This window comes from Pseudomonas sp. FJ2-5-13, assembly GCF_029201605.1.
GTDB lineage: Bacteria > Pseudomonadota > Gammaproteobacteria > Pseudomonadales > Pseudomonadaceae > Aquipseudomonas > Aquipseudomonas lactis.
The window spans coordinates 920,548-942,077 of record NZ_CP104045.1; the positions used below are offsets into that span (position 1 = coordinate 920,548).

A 21,530-nucleotide genomic window follows, 5' to 3' on the forward strand; every position below is an offset into this window, starting at 1 on the left:
GCTCTGTGCTGTTGCAGGCGCGCAGTATCGCATAAGTGGGCGCGTAGTTCGCCTGCTCTTTATCTATAGGCGCAAACTCTTTCAATGAATCTGCTCAAATCGTTGGCTGCCGTCAGCTCTATCACGATGATTTCCCGGGTTTTGGGGTTCGTGCGTGACACCCTGCTGGCCCGCATCTTTGGCGCCAGCATGGCCACGGATGCGTTCTTTATTGCCTTTAAACTGCCCAACCTGTTGCGGCGGATCTTCGCCGAAGGCGCATTTTCCCAGGCGTTCGTGCCGATCCTGGCCGAATACAAGACCCAGCATGGCGAGGAGGCGACTCGTACGTTCATCGCCTACGTCTCGGGTTTGCTGACGCTGGTGCTGATGCTGGTAACCATCGTCGGCATGCTCGCCGCGCCCTGGGTGATCTGGGCCACCGCCCCCGGCTTTGCCAATACCCCGGAAAAATTCGCACTGACCACTGATCTGCTGCGCGTGACCTTTCCTTATATATTGCTGATCTCCCTGTCGTCCCTGGCCGGTGCGATCCTCAATACCTGGAACCGGTTCTCGGTGCCGGCGTTCGTGCCGACCTTGCTGAACGTCAGCATGATTATTTTTGCGCTGTTCCTCACACCGTACTTCGACCCGCCCGTCATGGCCCTGGGCTGGGCGGTGCTGGCCGGCGGCCTGGCACAGTTGCTGTATCAACTGCCCCACCTGAAAAAAATCGGCATGCTCGTACTGCCGCGCCTGAACCTCAAAGACACTGGCGTGTGGCGCGTCATGCGCAACATGCTGCCGGCGATCCTCGGGGTGTCGGTCAGTCAGATCTCTCTGATCATCAACACCGCGTTCGCCTCGTTGCTGGTGTCCGGCTCGGTGTCGTGGATGTACTACGCCGACCGTCTGATGGAATTGCCATCCGGTGTGCTGGGCGTGGCGTTGGGCACGATCCTGCTGCCGACCCTGGCGCGTACCTACGCCAGCAAGGATCGCCAGGAATACTCACGCATCCTCGATTGGGGCCTGCGCCTGTGCTTTTTGCTGGTGCTGCCGTGCGCCCTGGCCCTGGGCATCCTCGCCGAACCGTTGACGGTCTCGCTGTTTCAATATGGGCAGTTCGACGCCCATGACGCATTGATGACCCAGCATGCGCTGGTCGCCTACTCTGTCGGCCTGCTCGGCATTATTGTGATCAAAGTGCTGGCGCCGGGCTTCTACGCTCAGCAGAACATCCGCACCCCGGTGAAAATCGCGATTTTCACCCTGGTCGTTACGCAATTGCTCAACCTGGTGTTTATCGGCCCGCTGGCCCACGCCGGCCTGGCCTTGGCGATCAGCGCGGGTGCGTGCATAAACGCAGGCCTGCTGTTTTACCAATTGCGTAAACAACAGATGTACCAACCGCAGCCAGGCTGGGGCGTGTTTGCGCTCAAGCTGCTGGTGGCGGTTGCCGCGATGTCGGTTGTGCTGTTTGGCCTGATGCACATCATGCCGGCCTGGGGCCAAGGCAATATGCTGGAGCGCTTCATGCGCCTGGGTGTATTGGTGGTCGCGGGCGTGGCGGTGTACTTCGGGATGTTGCTATTGCAGGGTTTCCGCCTGCGTGACTTCAATCGCAAGTCGCTGGGATAGAGACTTTGCCGCGATAAAACGGTTGTTTTATCGATTCGACCCATTTGGCCTGCGCTGTTGCCTGTCGTCCGGGGCTGGGTGTGGTTATAATCGACCACTTTATGAGCAAGAAGCGCGTTATGCAGCTGGTTCGAGGTCTCCACAACCTGCGCCCCGAGCATCGGGGCTGCGTCGCCACTATTGGCAACTTTGACGGTGTTCACCGTGGCCACCAGGCTATCCTGGCTCGGCTGCGCGAGCGTGCGGTCGAGTTGGGCGTGCCCAGCTGCGTGGTGATTTTTGAGCCGCAACCGCGGGAGTTCTTTACCCCGGAAACGGCGCCGGCCCGCTTGGCGCGCTTGCGGGACAAGCTGCAGCTGTTGGCGGAGGAGGGCGTGGACCGTGTCCTCTGCCTGGCATTCAACCAGCGTTTGCGCAGCCTCAGCGCCGCCGAGTTCGTCGACCGCATCCTGGTGGACGGCTTGGGTGTGCAGCACCTGGAGGTCGGCGATGACTTCCATTTCGGTTGTGACCGGGTCGGGGATTTCGATTTTCTGCAACATGCCGGCGTCAATCAGGGTTTCACTGTCGAAGCCGCGCAAACCGTCGAACTGGACGGCTTGCGCGTGAGCAGCACCCAGGTGCGTAACGCCCTGGCCGCCGCCGACTTCGACCTGGCCGAGCGTTTGCTCGGTCGCCCGTTCCGCATTGCCGGGCGGGTATTGCACGGCCAGAAGCTGGCGCGCCAACTGGGCACGCCAACCGCCAACGTGCAACTCAAGCGCCGTCGTGTGCCGTTGACCGGGGTTTACCTGGTGAGCGTCGACATCGACGGCCAATCGTGGCCAGGAGTCGCCAATATAGGCGTCAGGCCCACGGTTGCAGGTGATGGCAAGGCCCACCTGGAAGTTCACCTTTTGGATTTTGCCGGTGATTTATACGACCGGCGTTTGACGGTGGTTTTCCACCAGAAGCTGCGTGAAGAGCAGCGTTTCGCCTCCCTTGAGGCGTTGAAAACGGCGATCAATGCGGATGTCGCCGCCGCCCGTGCACTAGCCGCACCTAGCGCCCATCGCTAACCGAAGAGCCTTAAATGACCGACTATAAAGCCACGCTAAACCTTCCGGACACCGCCTTCCCAATGAAGGCCGGCCTGCCACAGCGCGAACCGCAGATCCTGCAGCGCTGGGACAGTATTGGCCTGTACGGAAAGTTGCGCGAAATTGGCAAGGATCGTCCGAAATTCGTCCTGCACGACGGCCCTCCTTATGCCAACGGCACGATTCACATCGGTCATGCGCTGAACAAGATTCTCAAGGACATGATCCTGCGCTCCAAGACCCTGTCGGGCTTCGACGCGCCGTATGTCCCAGGTTGGGACTGCCACGGCCTGCCGATCGAACACAAAGTCGAAGTGACTTACGGCAAGAACCTGGGCGCGGACAAGACCCGCGAACTGTGCCGTGCCTACGCCGCCGAACAGATCGAAGGGCAGAAGTCCGAGTTCATTCGCCTGGGTGTGCTGGGCGAGTGGGACAACCCCTACAAAACCATGAGTTTCAAGAACGAGGCCGGTGAAATCCGCGCCTTGGCCGAAATCGTCAAGGGCGGTTTCGTGTTCAAGGGCCTCAAGCCCGTGAACTGGTGCTTCGACTGCGGTTCGGCCCTGGCCGAAGCGGAAGTGGAGTACGAAGACAAGAAGTCCTCGACCATCGACGTGGCCTTCCCGGTCGCCGACGACGCCAAGCTGGCCGAGGCGTTCGGCCTGGCAAGCCTGGCCAAGCCGGCCGCCATCGTGATCTGGACCACCACCCCGTGGACCATCCCGGCCAACCAGGCGCTGAACGTGCACCCGGAATTCACCTACGCCCTGGTGGACGTTGGTGATCGCCTGCTGGTGCTGGCCGAGGAAATGGTCGAGTCGTGCCTGGCGCGTTACGAGCTGCAAGGTTCGGTAATCGCCACCACCACCGGTTCTGCGCTGGAGCTGATCAACTTCCGTCACCCGTTCTATGACCGTCTGTCGCCGGTGTACCTGGCTGACTACGTCGAGCTGGGTTCGGGTACTGGCATTGTTCACTGCTCGCCTGCCTATGGCGTGGACGACTTCGTGATCTGCAAGAAGTACGGCATGGTCAACGATGACATCATCAACCCGGTGCAGAGCAACGGCGTATACGTGCCTTCGCTTGAGTTCTTCGGTGGCCAGTTCATCTTCAAGGCCGACCAACCGATCATCGAAAAGCTGCGTGAAGTCGGTGCGCTGATGCAAACCGCCACCATCCAGCACAGCTACATGCATTGCTGGCGTCATAAGACCCCGCTGATCTACCGCGCTACGGCGCAGTGGTTTATCGGCATGGACAAAGAGCCGACCAGCGGCGACACCCTGCGTGTACGTTCGCTCAAAGCCATCGAAGACACCACGTTCGTCCCGGCGTGGGGCCAGGCGCGCCTGCACTCGATGATCGCCAACCGTCCGGACTGGTGCATCTCCCGCCAACGTAACTGGGGCGTTCCGATCCCGTTCTTCCTGAACAAGGAAAGCGGTGAACTGCACCCGCGCACCGTCGAGTTGATGGAAGTCGTGGCCCAGCGTGTCGAGCAGGAAGGCATCGAAGCCTGGTTCAAACTGGACGCCGCCGAGCTGCTGGGCGACGAAGCGCCGCTGTACGACAAGATCAGCGACACCCTCGACGTGTGGTTCGATTCGGGCACCACTCACTGGCACGTGCTGCGTGGCTCGCACCCGATGGGTCACGAGACCGGCCCGCGCGCCGACCTGTACCTGGAAGGTTCGGACCAACACCGTGGCTGGTTCCACTCGTCATTGCTGACCGGTTGCGCTATCGACAATCACGCGCCGTACCGCGAGCTGCTGACTCACGGTTTCACCGTCGACGAGACGGGCCGCAAGATGTCCAAGTCGCTGAAGAACGTGATCGAACCGAAAAAGATCAACGACACCTTGGGCGCCGACATCATGCGTCTGTGGGTGGCCTCCACCGATTACTCGGGTGAAATCGCCGTGTCGGACCAGATCCTGGCCCGCAGCGCCGATGCCTACCGCCGTATCCGCAATACCGCGCGCTTCCTGCTGTCGAACCTGACCGGTTTCAACCCGGCCACCGACCTGCTGCCGGCCGAGGACATGCTCGCCCTGGACCGTTGGGCCGTGGACCGTACCCTGTTGCTGCAGCGTGAGCTGCAAGAGCACTACGGCGAATACCGCTTCTGGAACGTCTACTCCAAGATCCACAACTTCTGCGTGCAGGAGCTGGGCGGTTTCTACCTCGACATCATCAAGGACCGCCAGTACACCACCGGCGCCAACAGCAAGGCGCGCCGTTCGGCGCAGACCGCGCTGTACCACATCAGCGAAGCGCTGGTGCGCTGGATCGCGCCGATCCTGGCGTTCACCGCCGACGAGCTGTGGGAATACCTGCCGGGCGAGCGTAACGAGTCCGTTATGCTCAACACCTGGTACGAAGGCTTGACCGAACTGCCGGCCGACTTCGAACTGGGCCGCGAGTACTGGGCAGGCGTCATGGCCGTCAAGGTTGCAGTGAACAAGGAACTGGAAGTCCAACGTGCGGCCAAGGCCGTGGGTGGCAACCTGCAAGCCGAAGTCACTCTGTTTGCCGAAGATGGCCTGACCGCCGACCTGGCCAAGCTGAGCAACGAACTGCGCTTCGTGCTGATCACCTCCACCGCGAGCCTGGCACCTTTCGCCCAGGCCCCGGCAGATGCCGTGGTCACTGAGGTGCCGGGCCTGAAGCTCAAAGTGGTGAAGTCGGCCTTCCCTAAATGCGCCCGTTGTTGGCACTGCCGTGAAGATGTGGGTGTGAACCCTGAGCACCCTGAAATCTGTGGTCGTTGTGTCGACAACATCAGCGGTGAAGGCGAGGTTCGCCACTATGCCTAATGCAGCCAGTCGTTTCGGACGTCTGGGCTGGCTCGTACTGAGCCTGCTGGTGCTGGTCATCGACCAGGTCAGCAAGGCTCACTTCGAGGGCTCCCTGGAAATGTTCCAGCAAATCGTGGTGATCCCGGATTACTTCAGCTGGACCCTGGCCTACAACACCGGCGCCGCTTTCAGCTTCCTGGCTGACGGCGGTGGCTGGCAGCGTTGGCTGTTCGCGGTGATCGCCGTGGTGGTCAGTGCCGTGCTGGTGGTGTGGCTAAAGCGCCTGGGCCGCGACGACACCTGGCTGGCCATCGCGCTGGCCCTGGTGTTGGGCGGCGCGCTGGGAAACCTGTATGACCGCATCGCCCTGGGCCATGTGATCGACTTCATCCTGGTGCATTGGCAGAACCGCTACTACTTCCCGGCGTTCAACTTTGCCGACAGCGCCATCACCGTTGGTGCAATCATGCTGGCGCTGGATATGTTCAAGAGCAAGAAAACCGGAGAAACCGTCAATGACTGATCAGGTATTGGCTGAGCAACGCATCGGCCAGAACACGGAAGTCACTTTGCATTTCGCATTGCGCCTGGAGAATGGCGACACGGTAGACAGCACTTTCGATAAGGCCCCGGCGACCTTCAAGGTTGGCGACGGTAACCTGCTGCCTGGTTTTGAAGCGGCATTGTTCGGGTTCAAGGCGGGCGACAAGCGCAACCTGCAGATCCTGCCGGAAAACGCCTTCGGCCAGCCCAACCCGCAAAACGTGCAGATCATCCCGCGTTCGCAGTTCGAAGGCATGGACCTGTCGGAAGGCTTGCTGGTGATCTTCAATGATGCGGCCAATACCGAATTGCCCGGAGTGGTTAAAGCGTTCGATGATGCGCAAGTGACCATCGACTTCAACCATCCGTTGGCTGGCAAGACGCTGACCTTTGACGTCGAGATTATCGGCGTCAAAGCGCTGTAACTGACCGTACACGGTCTAAAATGTGGGAGCGGGCTTGCTCGCGAATGCGCAGTGTCAGCCACCGAGTTATTAGGCTGACCCACCGCATTCGCGAGCAAGCCCGCTCCCACCTTTGATCCCATTGCTCATACGGTCAGCGTCAAACCTGACCCAAGTGGCTGCAAGGCACGAGGCACAGCATGCAAATCAAACTCGCCAACCCCCGTGGCTTCTGCGCTGGCGTGGACCGGGCGATCGAAATCGTCAACCGCGCCTTGGAAGTCTTCGGGCCGCCGATTTATGTGCGCCACGAAGTCGTCCATAACAAGTTCGTGGTCGAAGACCTGCGCGCACGCGGTGCGATCTTTGTCGAAGAACTCGACCAGGTCCCCGACGACGTTATCGTCATCTTCAGTGCCCATGGCGTGTCCCAGGCCGTGCGTACCGAAGCGGCCGGCCGTGGCCTTAAAGTGTTCGATGCCACCTGCCCGCTGGTGACCAAGGTGCACATCGAGGTAGCGCGCTATAGCCGCGACGGCCGCGAATGCATCCTGATCGGCCATGCCGGTCACCCGGAAGTCGAAGGCACCATGGGCCAGTACGACGCAAGCAACGGCGGCGCCATCTACCTGGTGGAAGACGAAAAAGACGTTGCCAACTTGCAGGTGCACAATCCCGACCGCCTGGCTTTCGTCACCCAGACTACCTTGTCCATGGACGATACCAGCCGCGTCATCGACGCCCTGCGCACGCGATTCCCGGCCATTGGCGGCCCCCGCAAGGATGACATCTGCTACGCCACGCAAAACCGCCAGGATGCGGTCAAGCAGCTGGCGAATGAATGCGATGTGGTACTGGTGGTCGGCAGCCCTAACAGTTCCAACTCCAACCGCTTGCGCGAACTGGCCGAACGCATGGCCACACCGGCATACCTGATCGACGGTGCCGAAGACATGCAGCGCAGCTGGTTCGACGGTGTCGAGCGTATCGGCATCACGGCGGGTGCCTCCGCTCCGGAAGTGCTGGTGCGCGGCGTGATCCAACAGTTGCAGGCCTGGGGTGCCACCGGCGCCGATGAGCTGGCGGGTCGTGAAGAAAACATCACGTTCTCGATGCCCAAGGAGCTGCGGGTCCGCTCGCTGCTCTGACGGCCAGGGTGCTGGAATAACCTCGGCATAATGCCTGTTCGGTCTTGTCACTGCGCAGGCTGACGCGCCCGCTGGGGGCCAGCACGATCTGATACAGGCTCTGTGCATGGGCCTTGTCACACACATGCACGGTGCCGGCACGAAATCCCCCGCCGGCGAACACCGGCTCCCCCAGGCCGCTGAAGCGCACTTGGCTCGTCACCGGGCCATTACCGGCGACCGGCACGCGCCCACTGCCCTCACGCTCCAGCAATACTGGATTGTCGTCATCCAGGTGGCCGCGCCCACTCACATCCAGTATCACGCGCCATCCCAGGCTCCAGTCCTCACTCTTTGCATGAATCACCACCGCCCGGTTGCGCGCGATGGCCTCGGTACGTGCGTAGCGCAGCCCGGAGGCAAGTGATTGGGCAACGTTTTGTCGTTGCTGTGATTCAAGTAAACCCTTGAAACCAGGTACGGCCAGTTGTGCGAGAAAACTGGTGACGATCAGCCCCAGCAGCATTTCAATCAGGGTGAATCCTCGTTGTTTCATGTGCGTTCCCTCCTTGGGCACGAGTGGGTTTTCTAGGTATAGCGCTTGGTCCTTGGCCCTGGATGATGGCCTTTATGTCCAAAGTATTTCCCTTTGTTCCGGGAGCAGCGCGGCTCGAAAACCGACGCTAGTCTTGGGTCGCACAGCAGGCTTTGCCTGCTTTTTTCACCGGCCTTCGACATGGATGACGACGCAAATGCCAGCCTGCCCGAACCGATTTTTCCTGCGCCTTGCGCACTCGCGCCAGTCCGGCATGACGCTGGTCGAAGTGCTGGTAGCGCTGTTGATTTTGGCGATCGGCCTGATGGGCGCTGCGGTGCTGCAACTCAACGCGCTCAAGTACACCAACAGCGCCAGGATGACCAGCCAGGCCAGTTTTATTGCCTACGACATGCTCGACCGTATTCGCACCAATGCTGGCGCTGATTACACATGGGCCAGGGCGGAGCGGGCGCCACCCAACACTGCCACCGCCAGTGTGCGTGACCTGGACCTGCACGATTTCGAGGCCAATATCATCGGTTTTGCCGGCGAGGATGCCAAAGGTTCAGTGGTGGTGAACGGGCACGAGGTCACCATCAGCATCAGTTGGGCGGATGCCCGGGCAGCAAACCGGCCAGGGGCGCGGGAAACCTTCACCCTGACCAGTCACATCAGTAATGAACAAGGAGTGTCGCAATGAAGCGTCTTGCGCGAGGTTTCAGCCTGGTGGAAGTCTTGCTGGCGCTCGCCCTCGGGTTGGTTTTGATACTGGGGGCAAGCCAGATACTGATCAGTGCGCGGTTGACCCATGCCAGCCAGCAGGCCGCCATGCTGCTGCAGGATGATGCGCGGTTTGTGTTGAGCAAGATCACCCAGGATATTCGCCAGGCAGGCATGCTGGGGTGTTTGGCCGTGGCCGCTATCGATAATGCTCCGGCTGCCTTTGATCGGCCGATAAGCTGGGAAGCGGCGGGGAGTGCGAAGTCGCTGACGCTGGTGACCGCGAATGTCGGCGATGGCATCGGCAAGCCTGACTGGACAGTGTTGTCCGACTGCAAGGAGGCGGCCAGGGCTTATGCCGGCACACCACCTGTTGTCGAACCCGGCCAGCTTCGCTTTGGTATACGTCAACTTACCTACACCTACGAATCGGGCCAGTTGAAGATCAGTACTCCGACAGCACCCGCCAGGGCGGTATTGATGGATAACGTGCGGGCATTCGACGTCAGCTTCGGCATGGCGGCCACCTCGGCATCAACGGTCGTGGTGCGATATGACAGCCATCCGACCGATGAGTCGCTGATACGTAGCGTGCGTATTCTCATGACCCTTCAAGACCCCGCCGGGCGGGTGAAGGACCAGACCTACAGCGTCGTGGCGGCACTGCGGAACCGGCTGGGGTAGGGGCAATGACCATGCAGGGTAGCATTCGTGTGCGGCAGACCGGGATGGTGCTGCTGATCAGTCTGGTGTTCCTGTTGGTGCTGTCGCAGGTGGGGCTGTCCTCGATACAGGCTGCGGTCTCCCAGCAAAAAGTCGCGAGCAGCCTGTGGCATCGCAATCAATCGTTTCAAACTGCCGAAAGCGGCCTGAGGTTGGGGGAATCGGCCGTGCAAAAGGTTGGTCATGCGATGCCTGTCTGCCACTCCATCACCCGCTGTGCGCCGCCCGCTGAGGCTTTTTCGTTGACGGCGGCCGGGACGAATCCTGCCTCGGCAGTCACCTGGCTCGCCTTGAAGGATGGTTTTTATGGCATTCAATCCCTCGGGGAGGGTGAAGGGCTGGCTCATTTACCGCCCCGTTCCCCTGCCTCGCTTTTTCGTGTCACCTCGGTCGGGCTCGCGGGGCAATCGCGCACGGTGCTGGAGACGGTCTATGCACGGGTGGAGGAGGGCGGCCGTGTCAGGTTTCGACGGGTCTTATGGCGGCAACTTCAATAAGGAGCAATCGGATGGGCAAGGAGAGCCAGGGTTTTACCCTGATGGAGTTATTGATCGTGGTGGCGATCATCGCGTTGCTGGCGGGAATTGCGTACCCCGGGTACCTCGGCCAGGTAAAAAAGGTGTACCGGGCGCAGATCGTCGCGTTGTTGAGCGAACAGGCCCAGCATCTGGAGCGTTCGTATACGAGAAATGGCACTTTTATTGATGCAGGCGACGTCAGCGCGGGCAATGATCACTATAGAATCAGTGTCGTCCTGAACCCCCAGGATTTTGACCTGCTCGCCACACCTGCTGCGGACTCGGTCATGGCGAACGACGCGTGCGCAGCCTTCAGCTTGACCAGCACCGGTATGCGCAGCAACCCGGGAGCGGTGCCTGAAATGTCGCCCAAGGTCTGCTGGGGGCAAGGATGAGCGTACTTGAAGCGTGGGCGCCGGGCGCGCCTTTCCCTGTTTATCGGCTGGATCAAATGATGGCTAAGCAACAGCAAGTGGTGATTGTCGGCGGCGGAGTAATCGGGCTGTTGACGGCGTACAACCTCGCCAGTGAGGGCCAGGCAGTCACGCTGCTGGAGCGCGGTGGGCTCGGGCAGGAGTCTTCCTGGGCGGGCGGTGGGATTGTTTCGCCGTTGTATCCGTGGCGCTATAGCCAGGCGGTCACTGCCTTGGCCCATTGGTCCCAGGATTTCTACCCACAACTGGCACAACGGCTGTTTGCAGCCACCGGGGTCGATCCAGAGGTTCACACCACGGGTTTGTATTGGCTCGACCTGGATGACGAGGCGGATGCACTGGCCTGGGCTGCGCGTGAAGGGCGGCCCTTGAGCAAAGTGGACGTGTCGGCGGCCCATGACGCCGTGCCGGTGCTGGGGGGCGGCTACGCCCAGGCGATCTACATGGCCGACGTGGCCAATGTTCGCAACCCGCGCCTGGTCAAATCACTGAAGGCGGCGTTGCTGGCGTTGCCGAACGTGACGATTTACGAGCAATGCGATGTGTTGGGCTTTGTGCTCGGCGACGGCAGGGTGGTGGGTGTGAATACCGCTACGGGCCTGGTTTTGGGAGATCAGGTGGTGCTTGCGGCCGGCGCCTGGAGCGGGCAGTTGCTGGGTACTCTGGGCCTGGCGCTACCCGTGGAGCCGGTCAAAGGCCAAATGATCCTGTACAAATGCGCGTCCGACTTTTTATCCAGCATGGTCCTGGCCAAGGGGCGCTATGCGATCCCGCGGCGGGATGGGCACATCCTGATCGGCAGCACGTTGGAGCATGAAGGATTCGACAAGACGCCAACCGACACCGCGCTGGAAAGCCTCAAGGCGTCTGCGGTGGAGTTGATTCCCGCCTTGGCGGACGCCGAGGTAGTCGGGCACTGGGCCGGTTTGCGGCCTGGCTCACCCGAAGGTATACCGTTTATCGGTGAGGTCCCTGGCTTCAAGGGGTTGTGGCTCAATTGCGGGCATTACCGCAATGGCCTGGTACTCGCACCGGCCTCTTGCCAGTTGTTCACCGACTTGCTGCTGGCGCGGGCTCCGATCATCGATCCAGCGCCTTACGCCCCCGCAGGTCGCCTCAACGCTGGATAGACTTTGGCCCTTGTTCCAGGTGCGCCTGGGTGCAGTACCATTGCTGGCGTGAACTCAGTGCGCGGTCTTGCGGCAGGTGCACGCCACAGTGGGCGCAACGCACCATCAGGGCCGCATCCGGCTCAGCAGGCCGTTGCTGACGGGCGGCAGGGTTTTTGAATTTGCGCCAGAACCATACCGCGGCGGCAATGACGGCAATCCAGAACAGTAGACGAAGCATGATGGGCATTTCTCGACAAGGAATGCGCCAGTTTAGCCAAGGTGATCACGGCCGCACAGGGCAATAAATACTCGCTCATAAAAAAGGGAGCTCCTTGAGAGCTCCCTTTTTGCGTTGCGTCGAACAATCAGTCGAACACACCGAAGGTCATGTAGCTGAACCACGAGCGGTCCTGGTTATCGCCCAGGGCTTGCGGCTCTTCTTCTTCGAGCACATCGCCGTTCTCGTCGTGCGGCTTGAGCTCGGAAGGAATGGCGTCCTTGGCGTCCTGGTACATCTTGATCACGTCCTGGTTGGCGCGGGTTTCACCCGGCGGCAGCGGTGGACGGGACTCGATCAGGCCCAGGGTGTACTTGCTCAGCCACGAACGGTTGTCCGCTTCGGCAACCTGAGGCACGAACTGGCCGTCTTTCAGGCTCGGGTGGTCAGGGTAGTTGAGCTTCAGGGTTTCCAGGCTGGTCGTCGCCAGGGTGTCCAGGTGCAGGCGCTGGTAAGCCTCGGTCATCACGGCCAGGCCGTCACCCACGGACGGGGTTTCCTGGAAGTTTTCCACCACGTAGCGGCCACGGTTGGCGGCGGCCACATAAGCCTGACGGGTCAGGTAGTAGTGGGCCACGTGGATCTCGTACGAAGCCAGCAGGTTGCGCAGGTAGATCATGCGCTGCTTGGCGTCCGGCGCGTAGCGGCTGTTGGGATAGCGGCTGGTCAGCTGGGCGAACTCGTTATAGGAGTCGCGGGCAGCACCCGGGTCGCGCTTGGTCATGTCCAGCGGCAGGAAGCGCGCCAGCAGGCCAACGTCCTGGTCGAACGAGGTCAGGCCCTTCATGTAGTAGGCGTAGTCCACGTTCGGGTGCTGCGGGTGCAGGCGGATGAAACGCTCGGCAGCGGACTTGGCAGCTTCCGGCTCGGCGTTCTTGTAGTTGGCGTAGATCAGCTCAAGCTGGGCCTGGTCGGCATAGCGGCCGAACGGGTAACGCGACTCCAATGCCTTCAGCTTCGCTGTGGCGCTGGTGAAGCTATTATTGTCCAAGTCTGTCTGAGCTTGCTGGTACAGCTCGACTTCGCTCAGGTTTTCGTCGACGACGTCCTTTGTTGACGAGCAAGCAGCAGTCATGGCGAGGATGGCGATCAGCAGCAGGTGTTTCACTTGCATGGCGGCTTGCGTCCCTATGACGGCCGCTGTCTTGGGCGGGGCCGTCCTGTTATGATGAGCGCCCCGTTGAAAGCCTCGGGGCAAAAGACGCCGTATTTAACCACAAGCGCGCAGCCGAAACCAAAGGCTACGCCACGCCTAGTCTGAGCATGTCCGATAAAATTGAACTTCGCGCAGAGGTGCCGTCCGAATTGGGCGGCCAACGCCTCGATCAAGTCGCCGCACAATTATTCGCTGAGCACTCGCGCTCGCGCCTTTCCGCCTGGATCAAAGACGGCCGCCTGACTGTGGATGGAGCGGTTATCCGCCCGCGAGACATAGTCCATGGCGGTGCGATTCTTGAGCTGACTGCCGAGCAGGAAGCCCAGGGAGAATGGGTCGCCCAGGACATCGAGCTGGATATCGTCTATGAAGACGACGACATCCTGGTCATCAACAAACCCGCAGGCCTGGTGGTTCACCCGGCCGCCGGGCACGCTGATGGCACCTTGCTCAATGCCCTGTTGCACCACGTGCCGGACATCATCAATGTGCCGCGCTGCGGCATCGTGCACCGTCTGGACAAGGACACCACCGGCCTTATGGTGGTAGCCAAGACCATTCAGGCGCAGACGCAACTGGTTACGCAATTGCAGAGCCGTAGCGTCAGCCGCATCTATGAGTGCATTGTGATCGGCGTTGTTGTGGCCGGTGGCAAGATCAACGCACCCATTGGTCGTCACGGCCAGCAGCGCCAGCGTATGGCGGTGATGGAGGGCGGCAAGCAAGCCGTCAGCCACTACCGTGTGCTGGAGCGTTTCCGCTCCCACACCCATGTGCGGGTCAAGCTGGAAACCGGGCGTACCCACCAGATTCGCGTGCACATGGCGCACATCAACTTTCCGTTGGTCGGCGACCCAGCCTACGGCGGCCGCTTCCGTATTCCGCCAGCGGCCAGCCAGACCATGGTTGAGTCGCTCAAGACGTTCCCGCGCCAGGCACTGCATGCACGCTTCCTGGAACTGGATCATCCGACGAGCGGTAAGCGCATGAGCTGGGAATCGCCACTGCCAGACGATCTGGTCTGGTTGCTGTCGCTGCTCAAGCAGGATCGCGAGGCGTTTGTCGGATGAGTGACTGGCTGATACCTGACTGGCCCGCGCCGGCTCGGGTAAAAGCCTGCGTCACCACCCGCGCGGGCGGCGTCAGCCTGGCGCCGTTCGACAGCCTCAACCTGGGCGATCATGTCGAGGACAGCCTTGAGGCCGTCCTTGAAAATCGCCGTCGCCTGAGTGACGCCTTCGATATCCAGCCTGCCTGGTTGCGCCAAGTCCACGGTACTCAGGTGGTTGAGGCCGATCCGAGGCGTACTGTCGAGGCAGATGGCAGTTGGACCAGCACCCCTGGCATCGCCTGCACATCCATGACCGCCGATTGCCTGCCGGCGCTGTTCTGTAATCGGGCGGGCACTCGGGTTGCCGCAGCCCATGCCGGTTGGCGTGGCTTGGCGGCTGGTGTGCTGGAAGCCGCGTTCGAACGCCTGGATACCGCCCCTGAAAACGTTCTGGTCTGGCTCGGCCCTGCCATTGGCTCACAAGCCTTTGAGGTCGGCCCGGAAGTGCGTGAGGCATTCATGCAGCAACTGCCGGCCACCGCCCAAGCCTTTGTTCCCAGCCACAACCCTGGCAAGTTCATGGCCGACATCTACCAACTGGCGCGCCTGCGCCTGGCCGCGCGTGGTGTCACCGCTGTGTATGGTGGCGGTTTGTGCACTGTGACCGACCCGCGTTTCTTTTCTTATCGCCGCAGCCCGCGTACGGGCCGATTCGCCTCCCTTATCTGGCTTGAACGCTAGACTCTCCTGACCTGTATCAACCGTCCGCCGCTTGAAACGCCCAGAATCCACCCCATCTATAAGGGTATCTGGCAGGTTTCTTCATTCAGGATGTGTTTGTTCATAGCTCCGGCCTGCTCAAAAGGAAGGTGACTAATGCGTATTGATCGTTTAACCAGCAAATTGCAGTTGGCCTTGTCTGACTCTCAATCCTTGGCGGTGGGCCTCGACCACCCGGCCATTGAGCCTGCGCACTTGATGCAGGCGCTCCTGGAACAGCAAGGTGGCTCTATCAAACCCTTGCTGATGCAGGTGGGCTTTGACGTTAACAGCCTGCGCAAGGAGTTGAGCAAAGAGCTCGACCAACTGCCGAAAATCCAGAACCCCACCGGCGACGTGAATATGTCCCAGGATCTGGCGCGCCTGCTCAACCAGGCCGACCGCCTGGCCCAGCAGAAAGGTGACCAGTTCATCTCCAGCGAACTGGTGCTGCTCGCCGCCATGGACGACAACAGCAAACTCGGCAAATTGTTGCTGGGGCAGGGCGTGAGCAAGAAAGCCCTGGAAAACGCCATCAACAACCTGCGTGGCGGCGAAGCGGTCAACGACCCCAACCACGAGGAGTCGCGCCAGGCCCTGGACAAATACACCGTCGACCTGACCAAGCGTGCCGAAGAAGGCAAGCTGGACCCGGTGATCGGTCGTGACGATGAAATTCGTCGCACCATCCAGGTGTTGCAACGTCGCACCAAGAACAACCCGGTGCTGATCGGTGAACCTGGCGTGGGTAAAACCGCGATTGCCGAGGGCTTGGCCCAGCGCATCATTAATGGCGAGGTACCAGACGGCCTAAAAGGCAAGCGCCTGCTGTCTCTGGACATGGGCTCGCTGATTGCCGGTGCCAAGTTCCGGGGTGAGTTCGAAGAGCGCCTCAAATCCCTGCTTAACGAATTGTCGAAGCAGGAAGGGCAGATCATTCTGTTTATCGACGAACTGCACACCATGGTCGGCGCCGGTAAGGGCGAAGGCTCCATGGACGCCGGCAATATGCTCAAACCCGCCTTGGCGCGGGGGGAATTGCACTGCGTCGGTGCGACCACGCTCAACGAATACCGTCAGTACATCGAAAAGGACGCAGCCCTTGAGCGTCGCTTCCAGAAAGTCCTGGTGGAAGAGCCGAGCGAAGAAGACACCATCGCGATCTTGCGTGGCCTGAAAGAGCGCTATGAGGTCCACCATAAGGTGGCGATCACCGACGGTGCGATCATTGCGGCGGCCAAATTGAGCCATCGCTATATCACTGATCGTCAGTTGCCGGACAAGGCTATCGACCTGATCGACGAAGCGGCCAGCCGTATCCGTATGGAGATCGACTCCAAGCCGGAAGTGCTGGATCGCCTGGATCGGCGCTTGATTCAACTGAAAGTCGAATCCCAGGCGCTGAAGAAAGAAGAAGACGAAGCGGCCAAGAAACGCCTGGAAAAACTCCAGGAAGAAATTGTCCGCCTGGAACGTGAGTATTCGGACCTCGAAGAAATCTGGACCTCGGAAAAAGCCGAAGTACAGGGCTCGGCGCAGATCCAGCAAAAGATCGAGCAGTCCCGCCAGGAACTGGAAGCCGCGCGCCGTAAAGGCGACCTGAACCGCATGGCCGAGTTGCAGTACGGGGTGATCCCGGACCTGGAGCGCAGCCTGCAGATGGTCGACCAGCACGGCAAGCCTGAAAACCAGTTGCTGCGCAGCAAGGTGACCGAGGAAGAAATTGCCGAAGTGGTCTCCAAGTGGACCGGTATTCCGGTGTCGAAGATGCTCGAAGGCGAGCGCGACAAGCTGCTGAAGATGGAAAGCCTGTTGCATCAGCGCGTCATCGGCCAGGAAGAGGCGGTGGTGGCGGTGTCCAACGCGGTACGGCGTTCGCGGGCAGGTTTGTCCGACCCGAACCGTCCAAGCGGCTCGTTCATGTTCCTGGGCCCGACCGGTGTGGGTAAGACCGAGTTGTGCAAGGCGTTGGCCGAGTTCCTCTTTGATACGGAAGAGGCCATGGTGCGGATCGATATGTCCGAATTCATGGAGAAACACTCGGTGGCTCGCCTGATCGGTGCTCCGCCAGGCTATGTGGGCTATGAAGAGGGCGGTTATCTGACCGAAGCCGTGCGGCGCAAGCCTTACTCGGTGATCCTGCTGGATGAGGTCGAGAAGGCGCACCCGGATGTGTTCAACATCTTGCTGCAGGTGCTCGAAGATGGTCGCTTGACGGACAGCCACGGGCGCACGGTGGACTTCCGCAATACGGTGATCGTGATGACCTCCAACCTGGGCTCTGCGCAGATCCAGGAATTGGTGGGTGATCGTGAAGCCCAGCGTGCGGCGGTGATGGACGCGTTGACCACGCACTTCCGTCCGGAATTCATCAACCGGGTCGACGAAGTGGTGATCTTCGAGCCTCTGGCGCGGGATCAGATCGCGGGCATCACCGAGATCCAGTTGGGCCGCCTGCGTAGCCGCCTGGCTGAGCGCGAACTGGACCTGGAGCTGAGCGGCGAAGCGTTGGATAAGCTGATCGCGGTCGGTTACGACCCAGTGTATGGCGCACGGCCACTTAAACGTGCGATCCAGCGCTGGATCGAGAACCCACTGGCGCAGTTGATCCTGTCGGGCAGCTTTATGCCTGGCACTCGCGTTACGGCGACGGTGAAAGACGACGAAATCGTCTTCCATTAAGCCCAGCGCTTGGCGTAAACAGAGAAGGCCCCGCATCGCGGGGCCTTTTTTTTCGATAGGGCGTTGAACTGTAAGGCAAAGGCTTGTAAAGTGCGCCCCGCAGCAACGTCAGCCCACGGGTTTCTTCTCCCCAAGAAGAAATCAGAAAGAAGCGCAAATCATTGTCTTAAAAGCAATTTAAAGGGTTGACAGGGGTTTTTAAGATTGTAGAATAGCGCGCCTCAGAGACGCTAACGTAGCGATACGGACAGGGTCGAAGAGGAAGCAACACAGCAGTAACTTTGAAATATGTAGTTCCGTGATAGCTCAGTCGGTAGAGCAAATGACTGTTAATCATTGGGTCCCAGGTTCGAGTCCTGGTCACGGAGCCAATTTCAAACCGGGGTATAGCGCAGTCCGGTAGCGCGCCTGCTTTGGGAGCAGGATGTCGGGAGTTCGAATCCCCCTACCCCGACCATATTTGGGTCGTTAGCTCAGTTGGTAGAGCAGTTGGCTTTTAACCAATTGGTCGTAGGTTCGAATCCCACACGACCCACCATTTTTGAGACCAGTTAACGCTGGAATCGAATCTTAAGATCAGAGGCCAAAAGCGCTGATCGAAGAAGGCGACTGAAAGGTCGCCTTTTTATTACCGGGGTATAGCGCAGTCCGGTAGCGCGCCTGCTTTGGGAGCAGGATGTCGGGAGTTCGAATCCCCCTACCCCGACCATATTAAAAATCCTCGTATCGAAAGATACGGGGATTTTTTTTGTGCTCGCAAATTCTGAATTCACCGCAAAATAAAGTGGGAGCGGGCTTGCTCGCGAATGCGGTGGTTCAGTCACAGATGTACTGACTGACACAGCGCATTCGCGAGCAAGCCCGCTCCCACATTTACCAGGCCTCTTTCGAGGCCAGGTTGTTAATGCAATTTAAGGCGTGGCTCGGTGCCGCGGCCGATCTTGCTGCCCAGCATCAGCATCGCCGTGCGGAAGAACCCATACAGCGCCATCTGGTGCATGCGGTACAGCGACACGTAGAACATCCGCGCCAGCCAGCCTTCCAGCATCACACTGCCCGTCAAATTGCCCATCAGGTTACCCACCGCAGAAAAGCGCGACAGCGAGATCAGCGAGCCGTAGTCGGTGTACTTGTAGGTCGGCAGCTCTTTGCCTTCAATCCGCAGCTTCAGCGATTTGGCCAGCAATGACGCCTGTTGGTGAGCCGCTTGGGCCCGTGGCGGTACATTGCGGTCGGTGCCCGGCTGCGGGCAGGCGGCGCAATCACCAAAGGCGAAGATGTTTTCGTCGCGGGTGGTTTGCAGGGTTTGCAGGACTTGCAGCTGGTTGATGCGGTTGGTTTCCAGGCCATCGATGTCCTTGAGGAAACCGGGGGCGCGGATACCGGCCGCCCAGACCTTGAGGCTAGCCGGAATCACCTGGCCGCTGCTGGTGATCAAGGCGTCGGCGGTTACTTCACTGACCGCCGAATTGGTCAGTACCGTCACCCCTAGTTTCTCCAGGGTTTTATGCACTGGCCCACCGATCCGCTCCGGCAGGGCAGGCAATACCCGCGGGCCGGCTTCGATCAGGGTAATGTGCATGTTTTCTGGCTTGATACGGTCCAGACCATAGGCGGCCAGCTCATGGGCGGCGTTATGCAGCTCGGCGGCCAGCTCAACCCCGGTGGCACCGGCGCCGACGATGGCGACGCTGATCTGTTCAACGGCGTCGGTTTGGCCTGCATGGGCGCGCAGGTAGTGGTTGAGCAATTGCTGGTGGAAGCGCTCGGCCTGCTTGCGGGTGTCGAGGAACAGGCAATGTTGCGCCGCGCCCTCGGTGCCGAAATCGTTGGTGGTGCTGCCTACCGCAATCACCAGGCTGTCGTAGCCCAGCACGCGGGCGGGCACCAGTTCGCGGCCTTCTTCGTCGAGGGTGGCGGCCAGCTGGATTTTCTTCTGTTCACGGTCAAGACCGCTCATACGGCCCAGCTGGAACTCAAAGTGGTTCCATTTGGCTTGGGCGACGTAGTTGAGTTCGTCTTCCGAGGAATTCAGCGAGCCGGCAGCCACTTCGTGCAGCAAAGGCTTCCAGATGTGGGTCAGGTTGGTGTCGACCAGCGTGATGCTGGCCTTGCCACGCTTGCCCAGGGTCTTACCCAGGCGGGTAGCCAACTCCAGGCCGCCGGCACCGCCGCCGACGATAATAATACGATGGGTCATGGGGATATCTCGCAAGGCTAAAAGAAATCGGAGCAGTTACCCTCGCGAGCGCCAGGCGGCTCATAGCGTCAGGTAACTCAATAGGCGGCTCAGCGCACCGAGCCCGATCACCACTACCAGCACCACGCAGAGGAGCAGCCACGGCCGGAAAGGCTTGCGCTCGACTCTGTTCTGGGAGAGTTGCAGGTACTCTTCGACACGCTCTTGGTCATCGGGTTTCAGGCGGCTGGTCATAAAGGCCTCGTCAGGTAGACGTTGCAAAGGGGCGCCACGTTACAGCCAGGGGCATCACAGGCTGATGCCGACATCAAACACTATGCTGCGGCCCAGGTTGTTGCGCAAGAAGTCCGGCGCGTCGGGATGTGCGAACAGGACCCGTGCGAATGTCGGCCCCACCAGCGATAGCGAGCGCCAGCCCTGACGCAGGTATTCGGTCGGCGGCGGAAAATGGCTGTTGAGGTCCAGCACCTCGCGTTTGAGGCTGGTAAACGCAATGAGGTCCAGCTCCCCCAGATCCATGCCGCGTTCTTTGTAGTTGTGAGCTTTTTTACGCAGTGTGGGGGCCAGGCGAAGCAGGAACTCATGGGCGGGGATACGCCGTGGCTTGGCTTCGCGCCGTACAAGTTGGCTCAGGGAGAAAGCACTGCGCCTGCGCAGCAGCTCATCGCGCCACTCGTCGTTCAGGCGACGGCCCTCGTCCAGCACAAAAAAGACCTCGAAGCTGGCGTCGCGAAACAGCACGTCGGGCGGCTCCTGGCCCGCTGCGTGAAACTCTTCGACACGATAGGGCACGTTCAAGCCTTGCAGCAGGCGCTGGCAGACCCAACGCTCACGCTCCCACTTGCGGGCATTGGACAGGAATGCGTTGGCTTGTTCGGCTGCTACGGTGAGCAGGCGCAAATAATCTGAGTCATCCATAGTCGCAGCTTAGCGTTCAAATGATGACCACAGGAAGTCTTGCCTTAAAACGCGGGTGTAGAATGCTCACGTGAAACAGGCCAGGGACGAGGTGTGTGATGAGTTTTTTAGTAAAGGCAGAGCGTCCGTGATCAGTGCAGCGGTTCTGGCACCCCAGACCCTCGGTATCGGCTGGCTGGTGTATGCGCCCGTGGTGCTGTGGGCGATCCTTCGCTCGCCCTGGGTGGAGCTGTTTGCCGACCGTCGGCGCCAGCACTTGCTCTTCGGTACGGTGTTCGCGCTGTTCATGCTGTGGCTGGTGCGGCGGGATTTCGATACCGGTGTGTCCTACCACTTTATCGGCATGACCGCCGTGACTTTGCTGCTCGATTGGCCGCTGGCTATCGTCGGTGGCTTTGCTGCCCAGCTTGGCTTGATGCTGTTGGGGCGCCAGGACCTGGCCGCGCTTGGTGTCAATGGCCTGCTCCTGATTGTGCTGCCGGTGCTGGTCACCGAAGGGTGCGCGCTGTTGGTGGAGCGGGCGCAGCCGCGAAACCCCTTTGTGTATATCTTCTGTTCGGGCTTTTTTGCTGCCGCACTGTCGGCATTGCTGTGCCTGTTGGCCGGCCTGGGACTGCTGTGGTTCGACGGCCTTTTTGCGATGCCGCAATGGCTGGAGGATTTTGTCGGTTACCTGTGGCTGATCATCTTTCCCGAAGCCTTTATCAACGGCATGGTCATCAGCGCGCTGGTGGTGTTTTGCCCGGAATGGCTGGAGACCTTCAACCGCACCCGCTACCTCTCGGCGCCCTGGAAGGACGACGATTCGCGGCGTTGATCCAGGTCAAAAGCAGGGCAGTGGCGCAGGTCCATGCTCGGC

The 21,530-nt window shown here is 60.3% G+C and carries 21 protein-coding genes and 4 tRNA genes; 19 read left to right on the forward strand and 6 right to left on the reverse strand.

The window, feature by feature from the left end:
* The first annotated feature begins 84 nt into the window (after positions 1-84).
* The 6 genes from murJ (at position 85) to ispH (ending at position 7,604) form a co-directional block, all read left to right on the forward strand.
* Complete coding sequence (murJ, locus tag N2A98_RS04035; RefSeq protein WP_044270793.1) at positions 85-1,623, forward strand: murein biosynthesis integral membrane protein MurJ; 1,539 nt, start codon at positions 85-87, stop codon at positions 1,621-1,623.
* Between the two features lie 119 nt (positions 1,624-1,742).
* Positions 1,743-2,681, forward strand: coding sequence for a bifunctional riboflavin kinase/FAD synthetase (gene ribF / locus N2A98_RS04040; RefSeq protein WP_003188404.1), 939 nt, complete (start codon positions 1,743-1,745; stop codon positions 2,679-2,681).
* Between the two features lie 14 nt (positions 2,682-2,695).
* A complete protein-coding gene (gene ileS, locus N2A98_RS04045; RefSeq protein ID WP_044270795.1) occupies positions 2,696-5,527 on the forward strand; it encodes an isoleucine--tRNA ligase in 2,832 nt (943 codons plus the stop codon).
* Entirely contained in the window at positions 5,520-6,032 is a 513-nt protein-coding gene (lspA, locus tag N2A98_RS04050; protein WP_044270796.1) for a signal peptidase II, read from the forward strand. The genes ileS and lspA overlap by 8 nt, the downstream gene beginning before the upstream one ends.
* Positions 6,033-6,039: 7 nt before the next feature.
* On the forward strand, positions 6,040-6,477 hold the full coding sequence (locus tag N2A98_RS04055) for a peptidylprolyl isomerase (protein WP_171905470.1): 438 nt from the start codon (positions 6,040-6,042) through the stop codon (positions 6,475-6,477).
* A 179-nt stretch (positions 6,478-6,656) separates the two neighbouring features.
* Positions 6,657-7,604 carry a 4-hydroxy-3-methylbut-2-enyl diphosphate reductase gene (gene ispH, locus N2A98_RS04060; protein ID WP_032893637.1) on the forward strand — a complete coding sequence of 316 codons (948 nt, stop codon included), beginning with the start codon at positions 6,657-6,659 and terminating at the stop codon, positions 7,602-7,604.
* On the opposite strand, the gene N2A98_RS04065 is transcribed toward ispH, so the two are convergent.
* Positions 7,558-8,139, reverse strand: coding sequence for a GspH/FimT family pseudopilin (locus N2A98_RS04065; protein WP_044270798.1), 582 nt, complete (start codon positions 8,137-8,139; stop codon positions 7,558-7,560). The genes ispH and N2A98_RS04065 overlap by 47 nt on opposite strands.
* Before the next feature lie 196 nt (positions 8,140-8,335).
* Between N2A98_RS04065 and pilV the strand changes: the two genes are divergently transcribed.
* Genes pilV through thiO form a run of 5 tightly spaced genes read left to right on the forward strand, consistent with a single transcriptional unit; the run spans position 8,336 to position 11,646 of the window.
* Positions 8,336-8,821, forward strand: a complete 486-nt coding sequence (gene pilV / locus N2A98_RS04070; protein ID WP_044270799.1) for a type IV pilus modification protein PilV — start codon at positions 8,336-8,338, stop codon at positions 8,819-8,821.
* On the forward strand, positions 8,818-9,525 hold the full coding sequence (locus tag N2A98_RS04075) for a prepilin-type N-terminal cleavage/methylation domain-containing protein (RefSeq protein ID WP_275623051.1): 708 nt from the start codon (positions 8,818-8,820) through the stop codon (positions 9,523-9,525). The genes pilV and N2A98_RS04075 overlap by 4 nt, the downstream gene beginning before the upstream one ends.
* A 5-nt stretch (positions 9,526-9,530) precedes the next feature.
* A complete protein-coding gene (locus N2A98_RS04080) occupies positions 9,531-10,061 on the forward strand; it encodes a PilX N-terminal domain-containing pilus assembly protein (RefSeq protein WP_275623052.1) in 531 nt (176 codons plus the stop codon).
* Positions 10,062-10,072: 11 nt separating this feature from the next.
* Positions 10,073-10,477: a type IV pilin protein gene (locus N2A98_RS04085; RefSeq protein ID WP_032893632.1), complete on the forward strand. Its 405-nt coding sequence runs from the start codon at positions 10,073-10,075 to the stop codon at positions 10,475-10,477.
* Positions 10,478-10,536: 59 nt separating this feature from the next.
* Complete coding sequence (thiO, locus tag N2A98_RS04090) at positions 10,537-11,646, forward strand: glycine oxidase ThiO (RefSeq protein ID WP_275623053.1); 1,110 nt, start codon at positions 10,537-10,539, stop codon at positions 11,644-11,646.
* Here the strand turns inward: thiO and N2A98_RS04095 are convergent.
* Both N2A98_RS04095 and N2A98_RS04100 read right to left on the reverse strand, forming a co-directional pair.
* Positions 11,633-11,866, reverse strand: a complete 234-nt coding sequence (locus N2A98_RS04095; RefSeq protein ID WP_032897621.1) for a PP0621 family protein — start codon at positions 11,864-11,866, stop codon at positions 11,633-11,635. The two genes, thiO and N2A98_RS04095, sit on opposite strands and share 14 nt — an antisense overlap.
* A 127-nt stretch (positions 11,867-11,993) precedes the next feature.
* Positions 11,994-13,019, reverse strand: coding sequence for an outer membrane protein assembly factor BamD (locus N2A98_RS04100; RefSeq protein ID WP_044270805.1), 1,026 nt, complete (start codon positions 13,017-13,019; stop codon positions 11,994-11,996).
* 149 nt (positions 13,020-13,168) lie between these two features.
* Here N2A98_RS04100 and rluD point away from each other — a divergent pair, with 149 nt between their 5' ends.
* The 7 genes from rluD (at position 13,169) to N2A98_RS04135 (ending at position 18,262) form a co-directional block, all read left to right on the forward strand.
* The gene (rluD, locus tag N2A98_RS04105; protein WP_003188422.1) at positions 13,169-14,131 is read left to right on the forward strand and encodes a 23S rRNA pseudouridine(1911/1915/1917) synthase RluD; all 963 of its coding nucleotides are present in this window, start codon (positions 13,169-13,171) and stop codon (positions 14,129-14,131) included.
* The gene (pgeF, locus tag N2A98_RS04110) at positions 14,128-14,853 is read left to right on the forward strand and encodes a peptidoglycan editing factor PgeF (protein WP_275623054.1); all 726 of its coding nucleotides are present in this window, start codon (positions 14,128-14,130) and stop codon (positions 14,851-14,853) included. Before rluD ends, pgeF begins: the two co-directional genes overlap by 4 nt.
* A 135-nt stretch (positions 14,854-14,988) precedes the next feature.
* Positions 14,989-17,553 carry an ATP-dependent chaperone ClpB gene (clpB, locus tag N2A98_RS04115; protein ID WP_003188426.1) on the forward strand — a complete coding sequence of 855 codons (2,565 nt, stop codon included), beginning with the start codon at positions 14,989-14,991 and terminating at the stop codon, positions 17,551-17,553.
* A 295-nt stretch (positions 17,554-17,848) separates the two neighbouring features.
* Positions 17,849-17,924, forward strand: a tRNA-Asn gene (locus N2A98_RS04120).
* Positions 17,925-17,933: 9 nt separating this feature from the next.
* Positions 17,934-18,010: transfer RNA gene (locus N2A98_RS04125), tRNA-Pro, on the forward strand.
* 5 nt (positions 18,011-18,015) lie between these two features.
* Positions 18,016-18,091 (forward strand) — tRNA-Lys (locus N2A98_RS04130).
* A 94-nt stretch (positions 18,092-18,185) separates the two neighbouring features.
* Positions 18,186-18,262 (forward strand) — tRNA-Pro (locus tag N2A98_RS04135).
* Positions 18,263-18,454: 192 nt separating this feature from the next.
* Here N2A98_RS04135 and N2A98_RS04140 read toward each other — a convergent pair.
* The 3 genes from N2A98_RS04140 to N2A98_RS04150 are packed head-to-tail and all read right to left on the reverse strand — an operon-like array spanning position 18,455 to position 20,671.
* Positions 18,455-19,753, reverse strand: a complete 1,299-nt coding sequence (locus tag N2A98_RS04140) for an NAD(P)/FAD-dependent oxidoreductase (RefSeq protein WP_014716868.1) — start codon at positions 19,751-19,753, stop codon at positions 18,455-18,457.
* Positions 19,754-19,813: 60 nt separating this feature from the next.
* Positions 19,814-19,987 (reverse strand): DUF3094 family protein, encoded by a 174-nt coding sequence (locus tag N2A98_RS04145; RefSeq protein WP_032893628.1) that lies wholly within the window; start codon positions 19,985-19,987, stop codon positions 19,814-19,816.
* 54 nt (positions 19,988-20,041) lie between these two features.
* Entirely contained in the window at positions 20,042-20,671 is a 630-nt protein-coding gene (locus N2A98_RS04150; RefSeq protein ID WP_003188431.1) for a DUF1780 domain-containing protein, read from the reverse strand.
* Between the two features lie 127 nt (positions 20,672-20,798).
* On the opposite strand from N2A98_RS04150, the gene N2A98_RS04155 reads away from it, so the two are divergent.
* Positions 20,799-21,488 (forward strand): energy-coupling factor ABC transporter permease, encoded by a 690-nt coding sequence (locus tag N2A98_RS04155; RefSeq protein WP_275623055.1) that lies wholly within the window; start codon positions 20,799-20,801, stop codon positions 21,486-21,488.
* The last annotated feature ends 42 nt before the right edge of the window (positions 21,489-21,530 follow it).

What these genes read in the sequence shown, in the direction of transcription:
- pgeF (WP_275623054.1), top strand. Translation starts at nt 14,128, where the DNA reads ATGAGTGACTGGCTGATACCTGACTGGCCCGCGCCGGCTCGGGTAAAA.
- N2A98_RS04065 (WP_044270798.1), bottom strand. Translation starts at nt 8,139, where the DNA reads ATGAAACAACGAGGATTCACCCTGATTGAAATGCTGCTGGGGCTGATC.
- N2A98_RS04145 (WP_032893628.1), bottom strand. Translation starts at nt 19,987, where the DNA reads ATGACCAGCCGCCTGAAACCCGATGACCAAGAGCGTGTCGAAGAGTAC.
- murJ (WP_044270793.1), top strand. Translation starts at nt 85, where the DNA reads ATGAATCTGCTCAAATCGTTGGCTGCCGTCAGCTCTATCACGATGATT.
- N2A98_RS04080 (WP_275623052.1), top strand. Translation starts at nt 9,531, where the DNA reads ATGACCATGCAGGGTAGCATTCGTGTGCGGCAGACCGGGATGGTGCTG.
- ileS (WP_044270795.1), top strand. Translation starts at nt 2,696, where the DNA reads ATGACCGACTATAAAGCCACGCTAAACCTTCCGGACACCGCCTTCCCA.
- ribF (WP_003188404.1), top strand. Translation starts at nt 1,743, where the DNA reads ATGCAGCTGGTTCGAGGTCTCCACAACCTGCGCCCCGAGCATCGGGGC.
- N2A98_RS04075 (WP_275623051.1), top strand. Translation starts at nt 8,818, where the DNA reads ATGAAGCGTCTTGCGCGAGGTTTCAGCCTGGTGGAAGTCTTGCTGGCG.
- N2A98_RS04085 (WP_032893632.1), top strand. Translation starts at nt 10,073, where the DNA reads ATGGGCAAGGAGAGCCAGGGTTTTACCCTGATGGAGTTATTGATCGTG.
- N2A98_RS04095 (WP_032897621.1), bottom strand. Translation starts at nt 11,866, where the DNA reads ATGCTTCGTCTACTGTTCTGGATTGCCGTCATTGCCGCCGCGGTATGG.
- N2A98_RS04100 (WP_044270805.1), bottom strand. Translation starts at nt 13,019, where the DNA reads ATGCAAGTGAAACACCTGCTGCTGATCGCCATCCTCGCCATGACTGCT.
- lspA (WP_044270796.1), top strand. Translation starts at nt 5,520, where the DNA reads ATGCCTAATGCAGCCAGTCGTTTCGGACGTCTGGGCTGGCTCGTACTG.
- pilV (WP_044270799.1), top strand. Translation starts at nt 8,336, where the DNA reads ATGCCAGCCTGCCCGAACCGATTTTTCCTGCGCCTTGCGCACTCGCGC.
- ispH (WP_032893637.1), top strand. Translation starts at nt 6,657, where the DNA reads ATGCAAATCAAACTCGCCAACCCCCGTGGCTTCTGCGCTGGCGTGGAC.
- N2A98_RS04140 (WP_014716868.1), bottom strand. Translation starts at nt 19,753, where the DNA reads ATGACCCATCGTATTATTATCGTCGGCGGCGGTGCCGGCGGCCTGGAG.
- N2A98_RS04150 (WP_003188431.1), bottom strand. Translation starts at nt 20,671, where the DNA reads ATGGATGACTCAGATTATTTGCGCCTGCTCACCGTAGCAGCCGAACAA.
- rluD (WP_003188422.1), top strand. Translation starts at nt 13,169, where the DNA reads ATGTCCGATAAAATTGAACTTCGCGCAGAGGTGCCGTCCGAATTGGGC.
- clpB (WP_003188426.1), top strand. Translation starts at nt 14,989, where the DNA reads ATGCGTATTGATCGTTTAACCAGCAAATTGCAGTTGGCCTTGTCTGAC.
- thiO (WP_275623053.1), top strand. Translation starts at nt 10,537, where the DNA reads ATGGCTAAGCAACAGCAAGTGGTGATTGTCGGCGGCGGAGTAATCGGG.